General features: G+C 72.3%; 21 protein-coding genes and 1 pseudogene. 11 read left to right on the top strand and 11 right to left on the bottom strand.

Annotated elements, in window-relative coordinates; all coding sequences use genetic code 11:
* Positions 1–10 precede the first annotated feature (10 nt).
* Positions 11–460, top strand: coding sequence for a VOC family protein (locus tag Cco03nite_RS32045; RefSeq protein ID WP_203697112.1), 450 nt, complete (start codon positions 11–13; stop codon positions 458–460).
* Here Cco03nite_RS32045 and Cco03nite_RS32040 read toward each other — a convergent pair whose 3' ends face one another.
* The 3 genes from Cco03nite_RS32040 to Cco03nite_RS32030 form a co-directional block, all read right to left on the bottom strand.
* Positions 461–1,435: a GNAT family N-acetyltransferase gene (locus tag Cco03nite_RS32040; RefSeq protein WP_203697110.1), complete on the bottom strand. Its 975-nt coding sequence runs from the start codon at positions 1,433–1,435 to the stop codon at positions 461–463.
* 97 nt (positions 1,436–1,532) lie between these two features.
* Complete coding sequence (locus Cco03nite_RS32035; RefSeq protein WP_203697108.1) at positions 1,533–1,865, bottom strand: PCC domain-containing protein; 333 nt, start codon at positions 1,863–1,865, stop codon at positions 1,533–1,535.
* Positions 1,866–1,881: 16 nt separating this feature from the next.
* Positions 1,882–2,919, bottom strand: a complete 1,038-nt coding sequence (locus Cco03nite_RS32030; protein ID WP_203697106.1) for a helix-turn-helix domain-containing protein — start codon at positions 2,917–2,919, stop codon at positions 1,882–1,884.
* A 165-nt stretch (positions 2,920–3,084) separates the two neighbouring features.
* Here Cco03nite_RS32030 and Cco03nite_RS32025 point away from each other — a divergent pair, with 165 nt between their 5' ends.
* The gene (locus Cco03nite_RS32025; protein WP_203697104.1) at positions 3,085–3,291 is read left to right on the top strand and encodes a hypothetical protein; all 207 of its coding nucleotides are present in this window, start codon (positions 3,085–3,087) and stop codon (positions 3,289–3,291) included.
* Complete coding sequence (locus Cco03nite_RS32020) at positions 3,288–3,503, top strand: hypothetical protein (RefSeq protein ID WP_203697102.1); 216 nt, start codon at positions 3,288–3,290, stop codon at positions 3,501–3,503. Before Cco03nite_RS32025 ends, Cco03nite_RS32020 begins: the two co-directional genes overlap by 4 nt.
* 233 nt (positions 3,504–3,736) lie before the next feature.
* On the opposite strand, the gene Cco03nite_RS32015 is transcribed toward Cco03nite_RS32020, so the two are convergent.
* Positions 3,737–4,897 carry a thiolase family protein gene (locus Cco03nite_RS32015; protein WP_203697100.1) on the bottom strand — a complete coding sequence of 387 codons (1,161 nt, stop codon included), beginning with the start codon at positions 4,895–4,897 and terminating at the stop codon, positions 3,737–3,739.
* Between the two features lie 58 nt (positions 4,898–4,955).
* Positions 4,956–5,417: a hypothetical protein gene (locus Cco03nite_RS32010; RefSeq protein WP_203697098.1), complete on the bottom strand. Its 462-nt coding sequence runs from the start codon at positions 5,415–5,417 to the stop codon at positions 4,956–4,958.
* A 57-nt stretch (positions 5,418–5,474) separates the two neighbouring features.
* Here Cco03nite_RS32010 and Cco03nite_RS32005 point away from each other — a divergent pair, with 57 nt between their 5' ends.
* Positions 5,475–5,960: a glutathione peroxidase gene (locus Cco03nite_RS32005; protein WP_203697096.1), complete on the top strand. Its 486-nt coding sequence runs from the start codon at positions 5,475–5,477 to the stop codon at positions 5,958–5,960.
* 3 nt (positions 5,961–5,963) lie between these two features.
* Here the strand turns inward: Cco03nite_RS32005 and Cco03nite_RS32000 are convergent, their stop codons facing one another.
* Positions 5,964–7,058: a YihY/virulence factor BrkB family protein gene (locus Cco03nite_RS32000; RefSeq protein ID WP_203697094.1), complete on the bottom strand. Its 1,095-nt coding sequence runs from the start codon at positions 7,056–7,058 to the stop codon at positions 5,964–5,966.
* A gap of 191 nt (positions 7,059–7,249) precedes the next feature.
* Between Cco03nite_RS32000 and Cco03nite_RS42985 the strand changes: the two genes are divergently transcribed.
* From Cco03nite_RS42985 to Cco03nite_RS31970, 6 genes and pseudogenes are all read left to right on the top strand, one after another.
* On the top strand, positions 7,250–9,031 hold the full coding sequence (locus tag Cco03nite_RS42985) for a hypothetical protein (RefSeq protein ID WP_203697091.1): 1,782 nt from the start codon (positions 7,250–7,252) through the stop codon (positions 9,029–9,031).
* Between the two features lie 18 nt (positions 9,032–9,049).
* Positions 9,050–10,135, top strand: a pseudogene (locus Cco03nite_RS31990) (CaiB/BaiF CoA transferase family protein).
* Between the two features lie 121 nt (positions 10,136–10,256).
* Positions 10,257–10,625 (top strand): PH domain-containing protein, encoded by a 369-nt coding sequence (locus tag Cco03nite_RS31985; RefSeq protein WP_203697089.1) that lies wholly within the window; start codon positions 10,257–10,259, stop codon positions 10,623–10,625.
* Positions 10,626–10,736: 111 nt separating this feature from the next.
* Positions 10,737–12,566, top strand: coding sequence for a serine/threonine-protein kinase (locus Cco03nite_RS31980; RefSeq protein WP_239167827.1), 1,830 nt, complete (start codon positions 10,737–10,739; stop codon positions 12,564–12,566).
* 75 nt (positions 12,567–12,641) lie between these two features.
* A complete protein-coding gene (locus Cco03nite_RS31975) occupies positions 12,642–13,493 on the top strand; it encodes an SMP-30/gluconolactonase/LRE family protein (RefSeq protein WP_203697081.1) in 852 nt (283 codons plus the stop codon).
* A gap of 83 nt (positions 13,494–13,576) precedes the next feature.
* Positions 13,577–15,736 (top strand): transglycosylase domain-containing protein, encoded by a 2,160-nt coding sequence (locus Cco03nite_RS31970; RefSeq protein ID WP_203697079.1) that lies wholly within the window; start codon positions 13,577–13,579, stop codon positions 15,734–15,736.
* A 50-nt stretch (positions 15,737–15,786) separates the two neighbouring features.
* Here the strand turns inward: Cco03nite_RS31970 and Cco03nite_RS31965 are convergent, their stop codons facing one another.
* From Cco03nite_RS31965 to Cco03nite_RS31955, 3 genes are all read right to left on the bottom strand, one after another.
* Entirely contained in the window at positions 15,787–16,959 is a 1,173-nt protein-coding gene (locus Cco03nite_RS31965; RefSeq protein WP_203697077.1) for a hypothetical protein, read from the bottom strand.
* 269 nt (positions 16,960–17,228) lie between these two features.
* Positions 17,229–18,191, bottom strand: coding sequence for an asparaginase (locus Cco03nite_RS31960; protein ID WP_203697075.1), 963 nt, complete (start codon positions 18,189–18,191; stop codon positions 17,229–17,231).
* A gap of 15 nt (positions 18,192–18,206) precedes the next feature.
* Positions 18,207–18,707: a hypothetical protein gene (locus Cco03nite_RS31955; RefSeq protein WP_203697073.1), complete on the bottom strand. Its 501-nt coding sequence runs from the start codon at positions 18,705–18,707 to the stop codon at positions 18,207–18,209.
* 81 nt (positions 18,708–18,788) lie between these two features.
* Between Cco03nite_RS31955 and Cco03nite_RS31950 the strand changes: the two genes are divergently transcribed.
* Complete coding sequence (locus Cco03nite_RS31950; RefSeq protein ID WP_203697072.1) at positions 18,789–19,238, top strand: NUDIX hydrolase; 450 nt, start codon at positions 18,789–18,791, stop codon at positions 19,236–19,238.
* On the opposite strand, the gene Cco03nite_RS31945 is transcribed toward Cco03nite_RS31950, so the two are convergent.
* Complete coding sequence (locus Cco03nite_RS31945) at positions 19,199–19,867, bottom strand: ImmA/IrrE family metallo-endopeptidase (RefSeq protein ID WP_203697070.1); 669 nt, start codon at positions 19,865–19,867, stop codon at positions 19,199–19,201. The genes Cco03nite_RS31950 and Cco03nite_RS31945 overlap by 40 nt on opposite strands.
* A gap of 295 nt (positions 19,868–20,162) precedes the next feature.
* On the bottom strand, positions 20,163–22,340 hold a 2,178-nt coding region (locus Cco03nite_RS31940), incomplete at its 5' end, for an alpha-amylase family glycosyl hydrolase (RefSeq protein ID WP_203697068.1).

The raw sequence follows: 22,340 nt of genomic DNA, 5'->3' as shown, positions 1-22,340 counted from the left end.
GGAGACCACCATGGCACTGGACTGGAAGGTCGTCATCGACTGCGCCGACCCGCACGCGCAGACCGCGTTCTGGGCGCAGGCCCTGGGCTACCAGGTCGAGGACAACACGGCCCTGATCGAGCAGCTGGCCGCGCAGGGCGCGATCGGCCCGGACGTCTACCTGGAGACCGGCGGCCGCAAGGCGTTCCGCGACCTGGTCGCCGTGCGCCACCCCGACGACCCGGTGCAGCCGTTCACCGGCGTCGGCCTCGGCCGCCGCCTGCTGTTCCAGCGCGTGCCCGAACCCAAGCAGGGCAAGAACCGGCTGCACCTCGACCTGCACGCCGGCCCGGAGCACCGCGACGGCGAGGTCAAGCGGCTGGAGGGCCTCGGCGCGACGATCCTGCGCGAGGTGCGGGAGCCGGGCAGCCACCACGTGGTCATGGCCGACCCCGAGGGCAACGAGTTCTGCGTGCAGTGATCAGACGGGCAGCGTCCACTGCTCCCGCACGCCGACACGGCGGAACCCCAGCCGCTCGTTGATCGCCAGCATGTGGCTGTTCGACGGGTCGGTGGTGGTGTGCACGCGGCGCACCACCCCGCCGTCGGCGGCCAGCCGGCGCACCATCTCCGCCTTCACCCACAGCCCGAGCCCGTGCCCCCGGTGCGCGGGCACCACCACGGTGTCGTCCTGGTGGGCCAGCTCCGGGGCCAGCAGCGGGATCTCCAGCACGGTCAGCCCGGCCACCGTGCCGCTGGCCTCGTGCACCGCCGCGACCACCCGCCGCTGCAGCCCGGCCGCCCGCGCGCAGCGCTCCCGGGCCCGCACCAGCTCCGGCGTGTTCGGCGCGGACTGGTAACCGAGCCCGCCGTCGGGCGAGTCGGCCATCGCGTCCACGGCTGCCGCGTACGAGGCCAGCAGCTCCTCGGGCGCCTCGTCGGACCAGCACACCAGCCGGTAGCCGGGGACGGGGCGGTCGCCGAGCGCCGCCGGGTCGAGCCCGCCCAGGTCGGCCTCGGACTCCCACAGCTCCTGCGCCTTGCGCGCGCCCACCGCCGCCGCCCAGGCCGGACCCGGGCCGCCCTGCGCCGCGCTCAGCACCAGCGTGTCCCGGCCCTGCTCGGCCGCTACCGCGCGCACCGCGGCCAGCAGCGCCGACCCGTGGCCCGACCGGCGGTGCCGCGGGTGCACGGTGACCTCGGCGAAACCCCAGCCGAGATTCTCCCGATCGGACAGGAACAGCTCGGCCAGCCCCACCACCTCGCCGCCGGCGCAGCCCAGCCAGCGGTGCACCCGGCCGTCCGGGCGCGGTGCGCGCAGGGCCGCGGCACGCGCCGCCGGGGGCAGGGGACGGTGCCCCGGATCGTCGTGGGCACCCGCGGCCGCCACTACCTCGTGCCAGCACCCCAGCTGCTCACGCAGGCCCAGCCGGGCATCGAACGGCGTCGCACGCATACCCGTGTTGTAGCGCGCCGGACCCCCCTCGCGCCAGCGGCTTTGCGGCACGGCGCAGGGCCCGTCGGCAGACCGACAGGCCGCATCGCCACCGGAGCTACAGCGGCAGGATGTAGGCGTTGACGAAGAAGGTCCGCACGTGCGCCTCGTGAAGGTGACCGGCGAGCGCCCCATCACCTTCCTTGCCGAGCACAACGTGAAGGTGCGGCTTGCCGTCCTTGATCTCGCCGGTGCCCGTCAGCTCGAAGGGCTGCTCGTACGCAGTCAGGATGTCCTTGGTGACGTCATCTGCCGGCATGTTGGAGATCACGCAGGCGTCGATCCCTCCGATGAGGGATACGACTGCACCGTTCGCCACGCCCTGGCGGGCGAGCTCGGCGGTGATGGTCTGCATCACCTCTTGGCCAGGCTGAACAGAGACGAGGATCATTGCTGCCCTTTCGTGGTTAGGCGGTTACGGGATCGGCCCCGGCGAGGAGCGCGGCCATCGTGCGCAGGTTCTCGCGAGAGTCCTCGGTGCGCAGGTTCTCGGCAACAGCCGCTTTGACCGGGTCACGGTCGGCGACGTTCAGGTGGCCGAGCAGTACCGCGGAACACCATCGGGCTGCCGGGTCGCGCGGATTGCGCAGCTCGTTTACCAGCCTGGCGGCATAGTCCTCGGTGTACGAGGGAGTCGTGGCGTAGCGGAGAGCGTCATCCCAGGCCAGGCCAAGGACCCGATGGGCGACCGCCGCCAGGTAGAGGTGCCGGGCTCCCTCGTCGGTGCGTAGCGCGCCTGCGACGGCATCGGCCGCCTCCGGGGTGCGCAGCTTGGCTAGGATGCCAGCGGCATTGACCCGCAGCACCGGCGTGGCACCTGTCCGCATCCAGCGGCCGAGCGTGTCGGCGGCCATCGTGTCGCGCTCGACGAAGCTGCGGATGATCTGGTCCGTCTCGTGGCTGGTCTGCGCTGTTTCCAGGTCGCCGCGCCGACCCGTGGCAATGCCACCGAACACCCGCGACGCGATATGGAAGTCGATCAGGCCGGGCGTGGAGAACCGGAGCAGTCCGTCCTGGTCACGTAGAACCTGGCGAACGGCGACGAGTTGACGCATGGCAGGGATGCGCTCAATCGGCACGACTGCCTCGCTGATCGCCGGGCCGCTACCCCGGTGCCAGATCTCCCAGGCAAGCCACTGGGCGGTGTCCTCGACGTCGGCCACCACGGGCTCGACCGCCGCGCCGCCGAACACGGTGGCCCCGGCCAACTTGAGTGCGCTCCTGCGATCCACATCCCCCACCGTAGGGATCGACGGATCATCCGGGCCACCGATCCTGAAACCTAGGACGCGCTCGTACAGGGCCACGATGTTCGGTGTCACCTCGCGCCGGCCGCCCTCGATACGGGACAGATGGCTGGGCGATTTGCCTCCCTGGCTGGCCAAATGCTCCAACGTGACATCGACATACCGGCGTGCTCGGCGCAGGTCCGCCCCGTCAATCATCTATGCACCTCCCTTGCGGCAAATAACGTGCGGTGGCCGGTCCTAGTGACTCGTCCCGACGGCTCGGGTGACGCTAAGTGCAGGCGCGGGGCGGAGGTGATCCGAGCATCCATCCGCTTCGCTGCCCCAACCAGACCATAAGGACCGCAGGGGAGGACATCAACCATGGTCACGAGTTCAACCGACGAGAGTGACCGTCCGAACTGGGCCAACTGGCCCACCCGGCAGGTGCAGCCGATTGCCGAGCGGATGACCGCAGCTGTTGCCGTGAAGAACGAGGAGTTGGGCTTCGCGGGCGACGAAGTGCCGTGGTACGCACAGCCCACCGGGTTCTACCGAGGCATCATCACGGGGCTCAGGGGGCTCCGGTGACCTCGCCGACGAATTGGGTGATCGTCAGCGGGGCGAGCGTCAGCATCGGTGACCGGGTGCGGCTCGACATCTCCCCGGACTCGGCTGGAGAGATCGTCGGGGTGAACCCCCATACCGGGCTACCCATGGTCGTGATCACCGACGGTCCGGGCGTCGGCGGAACCGTCTACCCGTTCCCAGGCCAGATGCTCGGCCGAGTCCACAATCCGTGACCATCGGCATTTCGAACCAGCAGGACAGACATGACCAGCTGGCGGGCTCGCAGCAGGACTCCACGGTCACTGCGGATCGCGGCCCGTGCGTCGGGTGCTGGACTACGTGACCAGTGCCCGGCCGTACAGCTCAGGCGGTTCCACCGGGAGTGAACTCGTTGCCGCTCGGCAGCATCCGGGGGTTCCCTCGTACTGGCCCCGGACGTCCGAGCCGCCCGTTCGCACCGCGACCGTTAGAGCAGCTCGATGACGGTGGCGTTGGCCATGCCGCCGCCCTCGCACATCGTCTGCAGCCCGTAGCGGATGCCGTTGTCGCGCATGTGGTGGATCAGCGTGGTCAGCAGGCGAGCGCCGCTGGCGCCCAGCGGGTGGCCGAGGGCGATCGCGCCGCCGCGCGGGTTGAGCCGGGCCGGGTCGGCGCCCGTCTCGGCCAGCCACGCCAGCGGCACCGGCGCGAAGGCCTCGTTGACCTCGTACGCGCCGATGTCGGCGATGGACAGCCCGGCCCGCTTGAGCGCTTTGGCGGTGGCGGGGATGGGCGCGGTGAGCATGATCACCGGGTCGTCGGCGGCAACGACGGCGGTGTGGATGCGGGCGATGGGGGCGTACCCGTGCTCGGCGGCCCACTGCGAGGTGGTGACCGCGATCGCGGCCGCGCCGTCGGAGATCTGCGACGCGGTGCCCGCGGTGACCACGCCGTCGGCCTTGAACGGGGTCGCCAGCTGGCCCAGCTTCTCCAGCGACGTCTCGCGCCGGATGCCCTCGTCGGCGTACACGTCGCCGACCGGGGCGATCTCCGCGGCGAACAGCCCGCCGTCCGAGGCGGCCGCCGCCTTCTGGTGGCTGGCCAGCGCGTACTCGTCGAGCTGCGCCCGGCCGAAGCCCCACCGCGCGGCGATCATCTCCGCGCCGACGCCCTGGTTGAACGGCACCGGGGCGTCCCCGGCGAAGCCCGGCACCCCGGCGTAGCGGCTGCGCACCTCAGGCCCGTACGGGAAGCCCAGCTCGCCGACCGACGAGCCCATCGGCACCCGGCTCATCGACTCCACGCCCGCGGCGACGACCAGGTCGGCCTGCCCGGACAGCACGGTCGCGGCGGCGAAGTGCACGGCCTGCTGGCTGGAGCCGCACTGGCGGTCCAGGGTGGTGCCGGGCACGGTCTCCGGCCAGCCCGCGGCGAGCACCGCGTTGCGGCCGATGTTCCAGGACTGCTCGCCGGTCTGCGAGACGCAGCCGAGGATCACGTCGTCGACGTCGGCCGGGTCGAACCCGGTGCGGTCGCCGAGGTCCTGCAGGATCTGCCCGGCCAGGTCGACGGGGTGCACGCCGGCCAGGCCGCCGTTGCGCCGGCCGACGGGGGTACGGACCGCTCCGATGATCACCGCATCACGCATGACAGCAGCCTACTGCGAAGTAACCTGAACGGTCACTCAGGTCTGCGGCGGCCTGCGGTCAGAACCGGAACAGCCCCGCCACGAGCAGCACGACCAGCGCGCCGACCGTGATCCAGCGCACCCGCGCCGGCACCCGCCGGTCGGCGAGCACCGCACCGATCGCGTACGCGGCCATGATGGCGACCACCCACAGCTGCGGCACGTTCAGGAAGAACCTGCCCGCCAGACCGAACGCCAGCAGCAGGAACACCAGCGGCCCGGCGAGCGCGACCAGCCACGCCGGGCGCACCCGGGCCAGCCGCAGCAGCCCCCACATCGACACCGCCGCGCCGAGCAGGCACAGGAACATGATCCCGATCGCGTCGCCCAGGCACTGCATACCCTCGCCGGTGCAGCCGCGCAGCTGGATCACCGCGAAGGCCACGCCCATCCACACGGCCAGGGACACGAAGGCGCATCCCGCGGCGCGGGCGGCGCGGGCCACGGGGCTCACGCCGGGATCGGGCTCGATGCTCGTCATGACCGACATCGTGGCAGACGGGAACCGGTCCGGACACCGGCGCTATGGTTGGCCCCCATGAGCCTTTACGACGTACCGATCAAGAACCTGCAGGGCGGCGACGCCGACCTCGCCCAGTACCGCGGCAAGGCCGTGCTCGTCGTCAACGTCGCCTCCCGCTGCGGGCTGACCCCGCAGTACACCGGGCTGCAGAAGCTCGCCGAGGCGTACGCCGAGCAGGGGCTGGTCGTGCTCGGCGTGCCGTGCAACCAGTTCGCCGGGCAGGAGCCGGGCAGCGCCGAGGAGATCGCCGAGTTCTGTGACGTCAACTACGGCGTCACCTTCCCGCTGACCGAGAAGATCGACGTCAACGGCGCCGGCCGGCACCCGCTGTACGACCTGCTCACGCAGCACGCCGACGCCGACGGCGAGGCCGGCGACGTCAAGTGGAACTTCGAGAAGTTCGTCGTCGACCGGTCCGGGGCCGTCACCGCCCGGCTGCGCCCGCAGGTCACCCCCGAGTCGCCGGAGCTGGTCGGCGCCGTCGAGCGCGCCCTGGCCTGAGCACTACCGGCCCTCGTCGGGCCGTACCTCCTCCTGCGCCGGCTCGGCCACGGGCCGCGCGGGCGCCGCGGGCAGCTCCTCGGGTCCCGCCTCCAGGGCGGGCAGCCCGTTGCGGGGCTCCTGCTTGGGCACGTCGCGCAGCGGGAGGTACGGCTCGGCGTCGGGCGGCATGCCCGCCGCGATGGCCCGCGCCCGGCCCAGCTCCGCGTCGAACTTCGCCCCCAGCAGCACCGCGACGTTGGTCAGCCAGAGCCAGACCAGGAACACGATGACCCCGCCGAGCGCGCCGTAGGTCCGGTTGTACGAGTCGAACGTGGCGATGTAGTACGCGAACCCGCCCGACACCGTGATCCAGGTGACCATCGCCACCACGGTGCCCGGCGTGATCCAGCGGAACCCGCCCAGCCGCGCGTTCGGCGCGGCCCAGTAGAGCAGCGCCAGCAGCAGGTTGATCACCACCACCAGGATCGGCCACTTCGCCACGTCGAGCACCTTCACGGTGGTGTCCTCGACCCCGAAGGCGCGCCCCACGCTGGTGGCCACCCGGCCGCTGAGCACCACCGCCAGCGCGCTCACCGCCAGCGACACCCCGGTCACCGCGGTGACGAACAGCTGCACCGGGACCGTCTTCCACAGCGGCCGGCCCTCCGGCACGTCGTAGATCACGTTCGCGGCGCGCATGAACCCGCCGATGTAGCTGGTCGCCGACCAGAACGCGATGGCCAGACCGACCGCCAGGGCGACGCCCGCCGCCCGCTGGTCGTAGCGCAGGTTGTCGATGATCTCCAGCACCGCGTGCCGGGCCGGCGGCGGCGTCAGCTCGCTCAGGTTCTCGGCGACCGCGTCGCTGGTCGGGCGGCCGAACAGGCCCACCCCCGCGACCAGCACCAGCATGCCGGGCAGGATCGACGTCACGCTGTAGTAGGTCAGCGCCGCCGCCCGGTCGGCCAGCTCGTCGTTGAGCAGCTCCACCACGGTGCGGCGGGCCACCCCCAGCCAGGCTCGGAAGCCCAGCTCCGACGGCCGCTCCGGCCCGCGGGCCAGGATGTGCAGCAGCCGCTCCCGGTGGGCCCGGCCCGGTTCCCTCGTACGCGCCACCGCTGCCTCCGCCACCGAGCGATCGATACCCCCGTATGACACCAGAGGTGGGCGGCGCGCGACAAGGTCACGGCCGCGCGGCGTCGTCAGTGGATCACGCCCGCGAACCGCACCCGGCACGTATTATCAGGTCACCCCCGGTTACGCGGCGCACCGCAGTGCGCCGCGGCAAGCACGACGGGGGTAGGCGCATGGGCTGGAAGTACCACTCACCACCGGGATGGCCCACGCCGCCGGAGGACTGGACCCCGCCGGAGGGCTGGCGTCCCGACCCGGCCTGGCCGCCCGCGCCCGAGGGCTGGCAGTTCTGGGTCGGCGACGGGGCCGATGACGACACGCTGCTGTTCGAGCTGCCCGACGACGAGCCGTTCACCAGCCTCGACGAGCTCATCGGCGACCCCGCACCGGCCGACGGACAGCCGGTGGCCGGTGTCCCGCTCGCCGACCCGGTGCCGGTGTGGTCCGTGCCCGACGAGGTCGCCGCGCCCGCCGCCACCGACCTGGAGCCGTCCGTGCAGCCGGAACCTGCCCTGGTGGCGGCGATGGAGGCAACCGAGCCCGCCGCGGACGCGGCGCAACCGACGGCCGGTGAGGAGCCGGAGCCGGTGCCGATCGCGCAGCCGGTGGTGGCCGCCGAGCCGGTGCCGGCCGCACAGCCGGTGGTGGCCGCCGAGCCGGTGCTGGCCGCGCAGACCGCCATGGCGATGGACGCAGCCGCGCAGGCGGCGTGGTCCGACGAGCGGCCGCAGCCGGTATGGCCGGTCGATCCGGCGCTGTCGGCGCTGTCGGCGGAACCGGGCTGGATCCCCGAGCCCGCACCGGCGTCCGAGCCGGACATCGTCCCTGCCGAGCCCGAACTCGTGGTGGTGGCCGCGGTGGCCGGGCCCGAACCGTTCGACCCCGCGGACACGCCCGGATTCGAGCCCATCGTGCCGGTGACCGGGCCGGTCGCGCCGGTGTACGGCCCGGCCGCCGCCGCGCCGCTGACCTCGGGCATCGCCTGGCCGTCGCCGGTGGACCCGTCGCCGGAGCCGGCTCCGGACGCGCCGGTCGCCACCGGGCCCGCCATGGACGTGCCGGTGGCCGGGGTGCCCGCGGTGGCCGTGCCGGCCATGGCGTTCGCGGCCGAGCCGCCGGACGCGGTGGCCGGTGTAGCGCCGCCGCCCGACGCCGCGCACGTGCCCGCGCACGCGGCGACGCATGTGCCCGCGCACGCGGCCCCGGCCAGGCGCAAGCCCTGGTGGGTATGGGGACTGGCCGGCGCGGCCGGCCTGCTGCTCTGCACCGTGGTCGGCGTGGGCGGCTTCGTCGCCACCCGGATCGGCGGCACGTCCGGGGCGGTCGCCGACCCGAGCGCCACCGAGGTCGGCGAGCAGCCCGACGCCGAGGCCACCCGGCAGGCCCAGGGCCGGCCGATCCCGACGCCGAGCCGGCAGGCCGCCGAGGCGCTGCCGCAGGACCAGATCTTCGAGGGCGTCGGCCCGCGGGTGGTCCCGGTCGAGCTGGGCAGCACCTTCCACACCGTCGCGCTCACCTACACCGGCACGGGCCCGTTCGTCGTGCGCACCGTCAAGGCCGACGGTCAGGAGATCCAGACGCTGGTCAGCGCCGCGGAGAGCTACGAGGGCGTACGCCCGCTGGACCTGGGCGAGATGCGGCCCGACGCGGTGAGCATCCAGGCCGAGGGCGGCTGGCGCATGGTGGTGCGCCCGCTGGCGTCCGCGCAGACGTTCAGCGGCAACGCGTCCGGGGTCGGCGCGGACGTGCTGCTGATCCCGCGTACCGCGGCGGAGTCGGTCAAGGTCGCATTCGACCACCGCGGCACCGGCAAGTTCACCGTGCAGGCGATCGGCTCGGACAGCGCCACGCTGATCAATCAGGAGGGCGACTTCACCGGTGAGGCGATGCTGCCCCGCGGCACGGTCGTGGTGGTGATCGACACCAACGGGGTGTGGACCTTCAGCCGCGAGTAGCTGCGTACGATCACCGCCATGGGTCCGCTGGACGGCTTGAAGGTGCTGGAGGTCGGGGGGATCGGCCCCGGTCCGTTCTGCGGCATGTACCTGGCCGACCTGGGGGCGGACGTGGTGCGGGTGGACCGTCCCGGCGGCGGCGTCACCGCCGTGGACCCGCGGTTCGACCTGCTGCACCGCGGCAAGCGCGCGATCGCGGTGGACCTGAAGGACCCGGCCGGGGTGGCCCTGCTGCTGCGCCTGGCCGACCGGGCCGACGTGCTGATCGAGGGCTTCCGGCCGGGCGTCGCCGAGCGCCTGGGCTTCGGACCGGACGTGTGCCTGCACCGCCGCCCGCAGCTGGTGTACGGCCGGATCACCGGCTGGGGCCAGGACGGGCCGCGGGCGCACACGGCCGGGCACGACCTGACCTATCTCGCGGTGACCGGGGCGCTGCACGCGATCGGCCGGGCCGGCGGGCCGCCGCAGATCCCGCTGAACCTGCTCGGCGACTTCGCGGGCGGCGCGATGTACCTGGTGGCGGGCATCCTGGCCGCGCTGTGACAGGTGCGCGGCGGCGGCCCGGGGCAGGTCGTCGACGCGGCCATCGTGGACGGTGTGGCCCACCTGACGGCGATGCAGTGGGGTATGCACGCGGGCGGCACCTGGCTCGACGAGCGCGGCGTGAACCTGTTCGACGGCGGCGCGCCGTTCTACGACGTGTACGCCACCGCCGACGGCCGCCACGTCGCGGTCGCCGCGCTGGAGCCGCAGTTCTTCGCGGAGCTGCTGGCCCGGCTGGACCTGCCCGCCGACACCCCGCAGTACGACCGGGCGGCCTGGCCGCAGTTGCGCGAACTGCTGGCACGGCGCTTCGCGGAGCAGCCGCAGGCGCACTGGGCGCAGCTGTTCGCCGACACCGACGGCTGCGTGGCCCCGGTGCTGCCGATGGGCCGCGCACCGGCCGACCCGCAGCTCGCGGCGCGGGGCACCTACCTGGTCCACGACGGTGTGACGCAGCCCGCGCCCGCGCCCCGCTTCTCGGCCACCCCGGCGGCGCTGGACCGGCCCCCGGCCCTGCCCGGCGAGCACACCGCCGAGGTCCTGGCCGACTGGTGCGGGTGATCAGGAGCCCGTCGTAGCGGCCGCTCGGTGTTCAGCCGGCGGAGGATGGACATCGAGCAAGGCCGCGGAGCGGGGTCTGCAGGACACAGCTGGGGTTGCAGGACGCGATTAGCGTCGGGGCATGACAGCGAGCATCGTGTACGACCGCAAGGAGCAGCTCCAGCAGATCCAGAGCGGGCTGCTGCCCGGCGAGCAGGTCATCGCCGTGTACGACGCCATCGGGACGGGCACCGGTTTCATCGGGCTCACCGACCGCCGCGTGATCATCCAGGACAAGTCCTTCGTGGGCAAGAAGACCGCCATCACCAGCATTCCCTATTCGAAGATCACCAGCGTGAGCGTGGTCAGCAACAAGTCCTGGGCGGGGCAGTTCTTCTCGACGGGCGCGATCGCCATCAACGTCGGCACACATGTGTACGAAATGGAGTTCCGTGGGGACGAGAAGTCGCACCACGTCCACGATCTGATCCTGCACCGCATCACCAGCTGAGCAACCTCTCGGGCCCCGTCGCGCGTCTGGTGACGCGGCAGGGTTACGGCGACGGCCCGCGGATGGCAGGATGTCGCGTGACTCAGCGGGGACAGTCCGTAAGGTCGCGGCGTGCTGAGCCGCGGCCTTGCCGGGCATCGAGAACGGGAGAACGAGTCCATCATGGTCGGCGCCGACACTTCGCGGCCGCTGCGGCCGAACGACCCACGCGAGCTGGGCGGTTACACGCTCCTGGGTCGCCTCGGCGAGGGCGGCATGGGCAGTGTCTACCTGGCCCGCGACCCGCAGGACAGCCTCGTCGCAGTGAAGGTGATCCGCGCCGATCTGGCCGGCGAGCCCGAGTTCCGGCAGCGGTTCCGCAGCGAGGTGGAGCGGGCGAAGCAGGTGCCGCCGTTCTGCACGGCCGAGGTGCTCGACGCCGACCCGGACCACGAGTCTCCGTACCTGGTGGTCGAGTACGTGGACGGACCCAGCCTGTCCAGCGTCGTGCAGCAGCGCGGCCCGCTGACCCCGGCGAACCTGCACGGGCTGGCCATCGGCGTGGCCACCGCGCTGACCGCGATCCACGGCGCGGGCGTCATCCACCGTGACCTCAAGCCCAGCAACGTGCTGCTGGCCCCGGGCACCCCGAAGGTGATCGACTTCGGCATCGCCCGCGCGGTCGAGGGGCAGCCCGGCAACACCCGCACCGACCAGCTCATCGGCACGGTCGCGTACATGGCCCCGGAGCGCCTGGACACCAAGTCGCGCAAGGCGCTGACCCCGGCCGCGGACGTGTTCGCCTGGGGCGCGGTGGTCGCGTTCGCGGGCACCGGCCGGGTCACCTTCGCCGCCGACTCGATGCCCGCGGTCGCGGTGCGCATCATGACCTCCGAACCCGACCTGGAAGGCCTGACCGGCCCGCTGCGCGAGCTGGTCGAGGCGGCCCTGTCCAAGGACCCCGCCGACCGCCCGACCGCGCGCGACCTGCTCGACCGGCTGCTCACCCGGGGGCCGGACCGGGCGCTGAGCTCCGGGGAGCTGCCCCGGCAGGCGGCCGCCGCGGCCGAGGCGGGCAGCAAGTTCGCCGTCGTCGACGCCGACCTGACCAACCTGCAGCCGGAGGCCGGGCGGCGGGGTGGCTCCCGGTGGGCCAAGCCCGTCGCCGCCGGGCTCGGCGCGACGACGCTGCTGCTCGGCGGTCTCACGGTGGCCCTGCTGACCGGGGCCCTGCCGCTGCCGGCCGGGTTCGCGGCGGCCCCGTCGCCGAGCGCCTCCCCCAGCAGCTCGCCCACTCCGTCGGCGAGCCCGAGCCCCAGCGCGTCGCCGACGCCGTCCCCGTCGGCCTCGCCCTCGCCGTCGGCCTCGCCGAAGCCGTCCAAGCCCGCGCCGTACCGGGTCGAGAAGCTGAACCGGGCGCAGAGCTGGCCGGTGCGCGACGACGACCCCGACGGGGCCACGTGCCGTTACGAGAACCAGGCGTTCCTGGTCACCACGCTGAAGGACTGGAGCTACCAGTGCAGCGGCCCGGACGACACCCTCGCCGACTTCCGGACCGAGGTGGACGTGGCGCTGGTCGACGAGGGGGCCTGCGCCGGGATCTGGTTCCGGTATCGCGCCCTGCGGGGTTACGAGCTGCGGGTGTGTGACGACAAGGTCCGGCTGATGCGCCACGCCGACGACGACCCGAGCAACGGCCGGACCCTGGTCGACTTCCCGCTGGACAGGAAGCTGGCGCTGGGCCGGTTCCACCGGGTCGGCATCTCGGCCACCGGATCGCAGTTCCGCCTGTTCCTCGGCGGCAAGGAGCTCACCATGGCCGCGGGCACCGTCGTGCCGGTGGTGAACGAGCAGTTCGCGGAGGGCCGGGTGATCCTCGGCGTGTCCACCGAGGGCAAGATCGGCGTCTCGCCGTGGCGGGTGCGGTTCCGGAACATCTCGATGTGGCAGAGCGCCTTCTAGGCGGCGCGGCCCGGTTTATGGTGGAGCGGGCGGCCGTCGGCGGCGCGCCCGTACGGCAGGCCGAGGGGTGACCCGATGTCGGACGTGGAGGTCTTCGACTCCCGGCGCTGTGAGCTGGGTGAAGGGCCGCTGTACGGCCGGGACGGCCGGGTCTGGTGGGTCGACATCCTGCGCAGCCGGGTGCTGTGGCGCTCCGTGGAGGGCGACGCCTCCGGCGAGGTGAGCACCTCGGCGCACGTCGGCGCGGCGGTGCCGGTCTGCGGCGGCGGCTTCGTGGCCTGCCTGCCCGAAGGGCCGGTGCGGCTGGTGCCCGGCGGCGGCGAGCAGCGGCTGCCCGGCTACCCCGGCGACACCGGCGGGCTGCGGTCCAACGACGCCAAGGCCGACCCGGCGGGGCGGCTGTGGCTGGGCACCATGGCCTACGACGAGCGCCCCGGCGCGGGCGCCCTGTACCGCCTCGACCCGGGCGCGGACGCGCTCACCACCGTGTTCACCGGGCTGACCATCAGCAACGGGCTGGGCTGGTCGCCCGACGGCGCGACGATGTACCACATCGACACCCCGACCGGCCGGGTCGACGCCTACGACTACGACCTCGGCACCGGCGAGCCGTCGGCGCGGCGCACGCTGGCGCAGATCGACGAGGGGCACCCCGACGGCATGTGCGTGGACGCCGAGGGCGGGGTGTGGGTGGCGCTGTGGGCCGGGGGCGCGGTGCGCCGCTACACCCCCGACGGGCGGCTGGACCGGATCGTCGCGCTGCCGACCCCGCTGGTGACCAGCTGTGCGTTCGCCGGGCCCCGGCTGGACACGCTGGTGATCACGACGGCGTCGGTGGGCCGGCCCGACGATCCGCACGCCGGTCTGGTGTACGCCCACCAGCCGGTGGACGTGGTGGGACGCCCCGCGGACTGCTTCGGCGGCTGAGCTGCCTCCACACGGGACCGATCCGCATAAGCATTAGTGAATCTTCCTCACTTCGGTATGCTGAGCTGCCTATATTCGTGGCTATGGTGCAGCGGTTAATCAGCGCTTTCGGCCGGTACAGCGGCATGCTCCGCACCGGCGTCCTGGGTGGGGTCGTGCTTGCCCTCGCCTCGCTACCGCTGGCCGTACCGGCGGGCATCGGAGCCATGAAGGGCGCGGCCATCTATCAGAGCCTGCCGACCCAGCTCAAGGAGCATCAGGTCGGCCAGACCACGTACGTCTACGCCAACGACGGCAAGTCGCTGATCACGATGTTCTACGACGAGCACCGCAAGTTCGTGCCGCTCGGCTCGATGAACCAGAACGTGGTCAACGCTGTGCTCGCCGCCGAGGACGCGCGCTTCTACTCCCACATGGGCGTCGACTTCCAGTCCATCGCCCGCGCCTTCGTGGCCAACCGCCAGCAGGGCGAAGTCTCCCAGGGCGCCTCGACGCTGACCATGCAGTACGTGCGCATGGCACTGCGCGACAGCGCCCAGACGGCCCAGGAGGCCGTCGCGGCCACCGAGCAGACCCCGCAGCGCAAGCTCAACGAGATCCGGCTCGCGATCAAGCTGGAAGGTCAGTGGACCAAGCAGCAGATCATGGAGGGCTACCTGAACATGGCCTACTTCGGCCACCGGGCGTACGGCATCTACGCCGCCTCCCAGATCTTCTTCTCCAAGGAGCCCAAGGACCTGACCCTGGTCGAGGCCGCCACGCTGGCCGGACTGGTCAAGGCGCCGTCGGCGTTCGACCCGGCGAACCAGACCGGCCCGGCCCTCGACCGGCGCAACTACGTGATCCGGCGGATGGCCGAGCTCAAGTTCATCACCGCCGAGCAGGCCAACAAGGCGACCGCCGAGCCGATCAAGCTGAAGCTCAGCAGCCCGCCGCGCGACTGCGGCTCGGTGCCGGCGAGCACCCGCGACTGGGGCTTCTTCTGCGACTTCTTCAAGAACTGGTGGATGCAGCAGCCCGCGTTCGGGCCCAACCCGGTCGCCCGCCTGGACAAGCTGCGCACCGGCGGCTACAAGGTGGTCACCAGCCTCGACCCGCAGCTGCAGGCGTTCGGGATGAAGGACCTGCTGAGCCGGTCCAAGACCGACATGCGGCTGGCGTACGGCAACGTGGTCGTCCAGCCCGGCACCGGCCGCGTGCTCAGCATGACCGTCAACCGGGTCTACTCGATGGACCAGAGCAAGAACGGCCCGAACTCCGACCCGATCAAGCAGTCCTTCAACGTCAAGGGCAGCTACCCGAACACGGTCGCGCCACTGCTCGGCGGCGGTGACATCCCGGGCTACCAGGCCGGATCGACGTTCAAGATGTTCACCATGCTCGCCGCGCTGGACTCGGGCATGAAGATGTCCAAGTCGTTCTACGCCCCGCACCGCTACACCTCGATCTACGTGGTGGAGCCCGGCGGGCCGGCCGCCTGCGGCAACCGCTGGTGCCCGTCCAACGCCAGCGGCAGCATGACCGGCAAGCACAACATGTACTCCGGCTTCGGCAAGTCGGTGAACACCTACTTCGTCCAGCTGGAGCAGGCGGTGGGCTCGGACAAGGCGGTGCGCATGGCCGAGCGGATCGGCCTGGTCTGGCACACCGACGTGGACCGGCTGCACGCCTCGCCCAAGCACGCCGACAAGTGGGGCGCGTTCACGCTCGGCGTGGCCGACACGACCCCGCTGGAGATGGCCAACGCGTACGCGACCGTCGCCGCCGAGGGCATGTACTGCAAGCCCAGCCCGGTGCTGTCGATCAAGACGCCGGACGGCCAGGAGTTCGCGGCGACCGTCGACGGCAAGCAGGTCGAGGCCGCCGCACCGCAGTGCAACCGGGCGTTCAGCCAGGACGTCGCCCGCGCCGCCACCGACGCCGCGCGCTGCGTCACCGGGTACAAGGCCGCCCGCGGCAGCTGCGGCGACTGGTCCACCGGTTCGCGGGTGTACGCCATGATGGAGCGCCCGATCGCCGGCAAGACCGGTACCACCGACGACACCCGGGCCGCCTGGTTCGTCGGGTTCACGCCCGAGCTGGCCGCGGCGAGCTTCATCGCCGACCCGGACTACGTCAAGAACGTGGCCGGCGACGGCAACTACAACATGCCGCTGGACGCGGTGACGAACTCGCTGAAGTACGCCCTGAAGGACAAGCCGGTGCGCGACTTCAACCCGCCCTCCAGCGAGATCCTGAACTGAGTGGGCAGGACGCCGCCCCACCCGGCGCACGGGTGGGGCGGCTCCGCGGGTCAGGACAGCACGGAGCGCTGCTCGGGGACCCGCCAGTCGGTCATCCAGGACTGCTCCAGCGCCAGCGCGTGGCACAGCGACTCGGCGTTCCACAGCTCGTACGGCGCGGGCACGGCGACGGTGTCGGCCCGCAACCGGCGGCAGGCGGCGTCGAGCAGGCGCTGGTCGTGCCGCCCGGACCCGCCCTCCAGCAGCCGCCGCGCCTGCACCAGCTCCTCCACCAGCGCCCGCTCGACCTGCCCGGCCAGCAGCGGCGGCTTGGCGTCGACCTCGACCCGGCGGCCCAGCAGGGCGACCGCGGTCGCCGCCAGGACCAGCAGCACCGCGACCCGGTACGTCACGGCCAGGCCGTCCTGCAGCCCGCCCGCGGCCAGCGCCGCCGGGCGCGACCAGCCGAGCACGTCGGCCAGCCCGAGCATCGGCACCATGTCCACCAGGTGCCAGGCGTAGTCGGCCACCGCGGCGACCGCGACGTCCAGCGCGGGCAGCACGTCCGGGTTGGGCACCCGGCCGCCGAGTTCCACGTCCGCGGGCACCGCCGCCGGGGCGTGCGCGCCCAGCCAGCCGGCCCGCCACGCGCCGACGGTCAGCACCGCGGCCAGCGCGGTCACGCCGGTCAGCCGGGGCACGAGCGCGCGCAGTTCGCGGCTGCGCGCCCAGCGGTGGGCCCAGCGCACCCGGTCGGCGTGCGGGGCGGTCCGGCGCGGGCGTACCACCCGCAGCAGCCTGCGGTGCACCGGGTCACCGAGCCACGACGGCAGGTCCAGGGCGGCGGGCTCGTACTCGAACCGCGACGGCGGCCGCCGCCAGGACCAGTACTCCCGGGCCACGGCCGCCCGCCGGCTCGCCTCGCTGCGCCGCCGCAGCCCGCGGGCGACCCGGACCAGCAGCGCGACCAGCGCAGCGGCCGCCCCGGCGAACAGCACCGGGCCGGGCACGCCCGGCAGCACCGCCGCCGCCGCGACGACACCCACGCCGAGCACCGCTCCGGCTGCCCATACGGCCAGGCGCAGCAGCGTCGCCAGCCCGACCCACAGCCACATCGCGCCGGGGAACGGCAGCACGCCGTCACGTTCCCGGCGCGGCAGCCGTTCTGTCCGCACGGCCAGCTCGTTGACCCTGGTGAAGTCCGGCTGCAGACGCGTCGTCCCGCCGACGGTCCTGACGTCCATGGCGCTCCCCAGCTCCCCCGCGCACGGCGCGGCAACGGTATTCAAGCCGCAGACTAGGGCAAATCATCGCCATTGACAGTCAACTGTCTTACACCTGGACGGACAGGATGTGCGACACGGTAACCCGGACCCGTGAAACCGCCGCCCCCGAGTGAAAACCTCACCCACCGGAGCGACCCCCGCCCGAGTGCACGAAAGGAAGGGCACCTTCACATCGCTATGCGATGCAGAAGGTGCCCTTCCCATCATCGCGATGGTGCGGGTGCTGGTCAGAGGCCGGAGAACCAGGCACGTACGGCGTCGACGCCGTAGCCGTCGCCGAGGGCCGCCATGAGGGCGACCCGGGCCTTCTCCGCGCGCATGCCGTAGGCCGGGATCGCGCCCAGGCGCACCGCCATGCCCATGTCGCGGGGCGGCTCGCCCGGACCCGGCCGGTACCGGCTGCGGGAGGTGACGACCACCGGGATGTCGTCGTCGAGGACATCGCTGATCGCGGTGAGCAGGCTCGCCGGGACGTTGCCCTGGCCGGTGCCCTCCAGCACGACACCCCGCACGCCGCGGTCGGCCAGGCCGCCGAGCACGTCGGGATCCATGCCGGGATAGGTCTTGAACAGGGCGACGTCCCACTCGGGTTCGCCGCCGCCGTACGGCGGGCGCGGCGGCGGCGCGGTGAGCCGCTCGACCTTGCCGTCGACCACCCGGGCCAGCGGCCCGTACGGCGCCGACGTGAACCCGCCCGGCTCGGACGCGTCAGCCAGCGTGACCCAGCGGGCGGCGTGCAGCTCGCCGGCCGCGCAGACCACCGCGCCCAGGCCCCGGGCCGCCGGGTCGGCCGCGGCGGCCAGCGCCGCGGCGAGGTTGCCGGGGCCGTCGCTGTCCTGGTCGTCGAGCGCCCGGACCGCGCCGGTCAGCACGATCGCGGCCCGCTCGGCGGCCGGGCCCGCCATGAGGTCCACCAGGTACGCGGTCTCCTCGACGGTGTCGACGCCGTGGGTGAGCACCACCCCGTCGTACTCCCCCGCCGCCTGCCGCACCCGGCGGCCCAGGGCCAGCATGGTCGTCGGCGAGATGTCCCAGCCCGGTTCGGAGGTCACGTCCACGACGGTGATCTCCGCGGCGACCGGGCCCGCCGCGGCCAGCAGTTCCGCGCCGGACGCGACGGACTCGCGCCCGGCGCGCCGCCGGTACGCGATGGTGTCCTTGGTGGCCAGCAGCAGGACCCGGTCGCCCATGCGGACTCCCCCGGCTCAGGCGGGCGGGTGGAGGGCCGACGGCAGCGTGACCCGGCCGCCCAGGGCCAGGAACACCCGCAGCACGGCGTATCCGGCCAGCGTCACCAGGCCGAGGCGGGCGATGGCGAGCACCACGTGCCCGAGCGCGTCGATCGTCTCCGGGAAGGTGTCGACCCAGCCCAGGCCGCCCAGCCCGATCAGGAACGTGACGCCGCCGAGCACGACCGCCACGGCGTACTCGATCAGCGCGACCAGCGCGAAGATCTTCGAGCCCGGCAGCTGCGGGCTCAGGTGGGTGGCGATCAGGACGGCCAGCAGCGGGAACGCCATGAGGAACAGGTCCAGGAAACCTGCCGACTGCGACCGGGAGATCAGGGTCGTGTTCTGCGCGGGCAGGATCCAGTGCGGGAACTGGAATCCGAGGTGGAGCGCGACGTAACCGAGCAGCGCCAGGGTGAACAGCAGCCGCAGCGGCTTGACGCTGGTGTCGGCGGCGGTGGTGACGGGGGTGTTCATGGCGGCATCCTAACGGCGGGTCGGCCGCGGGGCGCGGCGCGCCGCTTGACGGCGATCGTACAGGCGTTCGAGAATGCGCAGGTGAAGCACAGGGCACAGGCGATCGTCGCGGTACACCTGATCCTGCGGCGCGGCGACGACGTGCTGCTGGGTCTGCGCATCGGCACAGGCTGGTCCGACGGGTGCTGGCACCTGCCGGCCGGGCACCTGGAGGCGGGCGAGTCCCCGCTGGACGCGCTGGTGCGCGAGTCCGCCGAGGAGCTCGGCCTCACCCTCGACCCGGCGCACGCCGAACTGGTGCACCTGCTGCACTACCACGAGTCCCCGCCGCGGCTGAACCTGTTCTTCCAGGTCCGGCAGTGGTCGGGCAGCCCGGTCAACGCCGAGCCGGACAAGTGCGCCGACCTGCACTGGTTCTCGCTGCGCAAGCTGCCCACGCCGCTGGTCGGCTACGCGGGCGCGGCGCTGGCCCGGCTGCGCGACGGGACGCCCTACAGCGAGTGGGCCGAGGCCGGGTCCGCCGCGCGGTAGGCCAGGTGCCGCAGCCCGCGCCGCACCCGCACGCGCGAGCCGAAGCGCAGCTCGCCGAGCCAGTCCGGGGCGTGCTCGCCGCGCTGCCAGGCGTAGTTGGCCAGCGCGTAGGCGTACAGCGGCAGGGTCAGGCCGGGCGCGCGGCGCGGGCACCGCACCGCGACCCGGGAGCCGAACACGCCCAGTCCGAAGTAGACGGTGACCAGGTCGGCGAGCCGCTCGGCGTCGGGCCGGTCGGGTTTGATCCGCCCGTCGCCGACGAGCAGCACGTGCCCCAGCTCGTGCGCGATCGTCGCGACCAGCGGCACCGGGTCGGCGGCGTGGCCGAACGCCACCCCGATCACCGGGTGGCCCGCGCGCAGCCGCAGGTGCCCGTCGGGCACCTCGCGGGAGTGCAGCTCCAGCTCCACCCGCACCGGGTCGACGCCCATCCGCAGGCAGATCGCGTCGAGCAGGGTGCGTGCCTCCTGGACGCCACCGGCGTAGCCGGCGGGCACCAGGTCCGCCGGGCGCACCGGCGGCAGTTCCAGCGGCCCGCGGCCGAACTCGCCCATGAGCCACGTCAGGGACGACGCCACCCAGGCGTCCTCCTCGGGGCTGACGGGGCACCGGGGACCGAACCAACGCATGATCAGCATTGTGCGACGCCCGCGCCACTATGAGCTAGTGCCTCGGCGGCAGTCGTCCGGGCCTGGTCCGCGTCCGGCACTGTTCGTGCTGGTCAGATGGGTTGTGCCAGGGTCGGCAATCCGACCGTACAGTTTGGGTGGACGGTTGCCGCGTTGACCGCGCGGCGGTTCCCCGTCCTGCCCCGCGACCCGCCCGGCCGTCACCCGCGGCGGCGCAGGCGCAGCCCACCGGCCGCAAGCCGTGAGGAAGGGCACCTTCCACAACGCATAGCGATGTGAAGGTGCCCTTCCTTTCTTACGGGTGGAGGTAGGTGGTGTCGGAGCCGATCTTGCCGGGGGCGGGGTTGCCGGGGAGGGCGAGTACGTAGACGCGCAGGTTGCCCTTGCCGGAGGCGGTGGCGGTGAGGGTGCCGTTGGTGACGGTGATCGACGCGCCGGTGACGGCGTCGGTGTAGACGCCGTTGGGCACGCCGGTGAAGGTGGCGTTGCCGGAGACGGTGACCAGGGCGAAGCTGTCCACCGAGCCGCTGGTGTAGCGGCGCTTGTAGGCCATCTGGCCGGAGACGCCCTCGGTGGAGTACTGGCCCATCTGCAGCGCGGGGACGGCGCGGCGGATCTGGTTGAGCCGCTGCAGGTGCTTGGCCAGCGGCTTGTTCAGCGTCGTCGCGACCGCGCCGGACGCGGCCGAGACCACGCCGAAGTCGGGGGCGGTGACGCTGCCCTCGACGTTGGCGCCGTAGTAGGCCCGGCCGGTGTTCGCCAGCGGGCAGCTGGGACCGCAGTCGATCTGCTTGCCGGCCTGGAATTCGATCTCCGAGCCGTAGTACAGCGTGGGCACGCCGCGGAACGTCCACATCAGCGACATGTTCTCGGCCCAGGTGTCGGTGCCCCCGGCGTAGCGGGTGCTGGACTTGTTCGGGCCGTAGTCGTGCGAGTCGACGTACACCACGTTGTAGGTGGCGTCGTTGACGCTGTCGTCGCTGTCCTTGCCGTTGTAGAAGGCGTTGGGCGCGTCCCCGAAGTTCATGTGCATGCGCATGTCGATGATGTTCATGCCGGAGAACTGCGTGCGGTCGGGCGCGTGATAGACGTTGCCCTGCAGGAACGCGTTCGTGCTGGTCGGCTGGTTGCCCGTGCCGAGGTTGTTCTCGTAGTTGAACTGCTCGATCGCCGCCGTGGCGTCGTCGGCGCTGTAGGAGGCTCGCTCCTTCCAGGTGAAGAACTGGGCGGAGTGGTTGACCGAGCCGCGGTTCCACTTGTCGTTGACGAACGCGGCGACCTCGCCGAAGACGTAGAAGTCCTTGGCCTTCGCCGCGCCGTACTTGCTGATCAGCTTGTTCTCCAGGGCGGGCAGGAAGCGGCGGTTCCAGGTGACGCGCGGGATGTGCACCGCGGTGTCGATGCGGAACCCGTCGACGCCCATGTCGATGAACCGGTTGTACGCGTCGATCAGGTACTGCTGCACCGCCGGGTTCTCGGTGTTGAAGTCGGCCAGGTCCTCGTGCAGCCAGCAGCTGCGCGCGTCCTCGCCCTCCCAGTTGCCGATCCAGCACTGGTGGTACAGGTTGCTCGGGAACATGCCGGAGGTCGGGCTGGGCCACTGGCAGTGGTAGACCTTGTAGCCCTCGGCGCTGTAGAAGCCGCTGAACACGCCCCAGTTGCGGCAGGTGTTGCCGGCCGGTTCGGGCGTCGACCACAGGTCCCCGGTGTAGTAGCTCTTGGCCGAGTTCGGTTCCACGGACAGGCCGTCGTAGGTGAACGACGGGTTGGGCACGTCGTAGTACCAGCTCCACTGGCTGTCGCGCACGCCGTACACCTTGGGCGTGAACAGGCCCTTGGCGCCCCAGCGGGAGCTGTGGTTGTACACCACGTCCTGGTAGATCTTCAGGCCCTTGGCGTGCGCGGTGTCGATGAGGTTCTGGTAGCTCGCGCCGGGCGACTCCAGCCGGGCGTCGATCCGGAAGAAGTCGTAGCCGTGGTAGCCGTGGTAGTCGTAGTCGGAGCGGTTGAGCACCACCGGCGTGATCCAGATGGCGGAGAAGCCCAGGCCTTTGATGTAGTCGAGCTTCTGGATGAGGCCGGAGAAGTCGCCGCGGAACATCGGGTCGTCGTTGGCGGCGTTGCCGGACTTGGTGTGCTGGCTGCCGCCGCGGTTGTTGGCCGCGTCGCCGTCGTAGAAGCGGGCGGTCATCACGAAGTAGATGGCGTCCTTGCGCGGGTCGCCGCCGAGCATGGTGCCGGTGGTGGCGGGCGGCGGGGTGCTCGGCGAGGTCGACGGCGTCGGTGACGGCGAGGCCGGCGGCGAGCTGGACGCAGACGGCGACGTGGTCGCGCAGGGGTCGCCGACACCGGCGACGCCACCGGACACGATCACGTTGCCGGTGCCGAGGCTGTAGTTGGCCCCGTTGTTGTTGTCCCAGGTGCCGGAGCCGTTGTTGAACACCACCTGCAGACCCGTCGCCGTACCGAGGCT

Source organism: Catellatospora coxensis, from assembly GCF_016862635.1.
GTDB lineage: Bacteria > Actinomycetota > Actinomycetes > Mycobacteriales > Micromonosporaceae > Catellatospora > Catellatospora coxensis.
The sequence above is the reverse complement of the archived record's forward strand: the minus strand, read 5'-3'. Positions and strand labels throughout refer to the sequence as shown.

Coding starts and splice junctions, on each gene's coding strand:
- Cco03nite_RS32045 (WP_203697112.1), top strand. CDS start 11: ATGGCACTGGACTGGAAGGTCGTCATCGACTGCGCCGACCCGCACGCG.
- Cco03nite_RS32040 (WP_203697110.1), bottom strand. CDS start 1,435: ATGCGTGCGACGCCGTTCGATGCCCGGCTGGGCCTGCGTGAGCAGCTG.
- Cco03nite_RS32035 (WP_203697108.1), bottom strand. CDS start 1,865: ATGATCCTCGTCTCTGTTCAGCCTGGCCAAGAGGTGATGCAGACCATC.
- Cco03nite_RS32030 (WP_203697106.1), bottom strand. CDS start 2,919: ATGATTGACGGGGCGGACCTGCGCCGAGCACGCCGGTATGTCGATGTC.
- Cco03nite_RS32025 (WP_203697104.1), top strand. CDS start 3,085: ATGGTCACGAGTTCAACCGACGAGAGTGACCGTCCGAACTGGGCCAAC.
- Cco03nite_RS32015 (WP_203697100.1), bottom strand. CDS start 4,897: ATGCGTGATGCGGTGATCATCGGAGCGGTCCGTACCCCCGTCGGCCGG.
- Cco03nite_RS32010 (WP_203697098.1), bottom strand. CDS start 5,417: ATGACGAGCATCGAGCCCGATCCCGGCGTGAGCCCCGTGGCCCGCGCC.
- Cco03nite_RS32005 (WP_203697096.1), top strand. CDS start 5,475: ATGAGCCTTTACGACGTACCGATCAAGAACCTGCAGGGCGGCGACGCC.
- Cco03nite_RS42985 (WP_203697091.1), top strand. CDS start 7,250: ATGGGCTGGAAGTACCACTCACCACCGGGATGGCCCACGCCGCCGGAG.
- Cco03nite_RS31985 (WP_203697089.1), top strand. CDS start 10,257: ATGACAGCGAGCATCGTGTACGACCGCAAGGAGCAGCTCCAGCAGATC.
- Cco03nite_RS31975 (WP_203697081.1), top strand. CDS start 12,642: ATGTCGGACGTGGAGGTCTTCGACTCCCGGCGCTGTGAGCTGGGTGAA.
- Cco03nite_RS31970 (WP_203697079.1), top strand. CDS start 13,577: ATGGTGCAGCGGTTAATCAGCGCTTTCGGCCGGTACAGCGGCATGCTC.
- Cco03nite_RS31965 (WP_203697077.1), bottom strand. CDS start 16,959: ATGGACGTCAGGACCGTCGGCGGGACGACGCGTCTGCAGCCGGACTTC.
- Cco03nite_RS31960 (WP_203697075.1), bottom strand. CDS start 18,191: ATGGGCGACCGGGTCCTGCTGCTGGCCACCAAGGACACCATCGCGTAC.
- Cco03nite_RS31955 (WP_203697073.1), bottom strand. CDS start 18,707: ATGAACACCCCCGTCACCACCGCCGCCGACACCAGCGTCAAGCCGCTG.
- Cco03nite_RS31945 (WP_203697070.1), bottom strand. CDS start 19,867: ATGCGTTGGTTCGGTCCCCGGTGCCCCGTCAGCCCCGAGGAGGACGCC.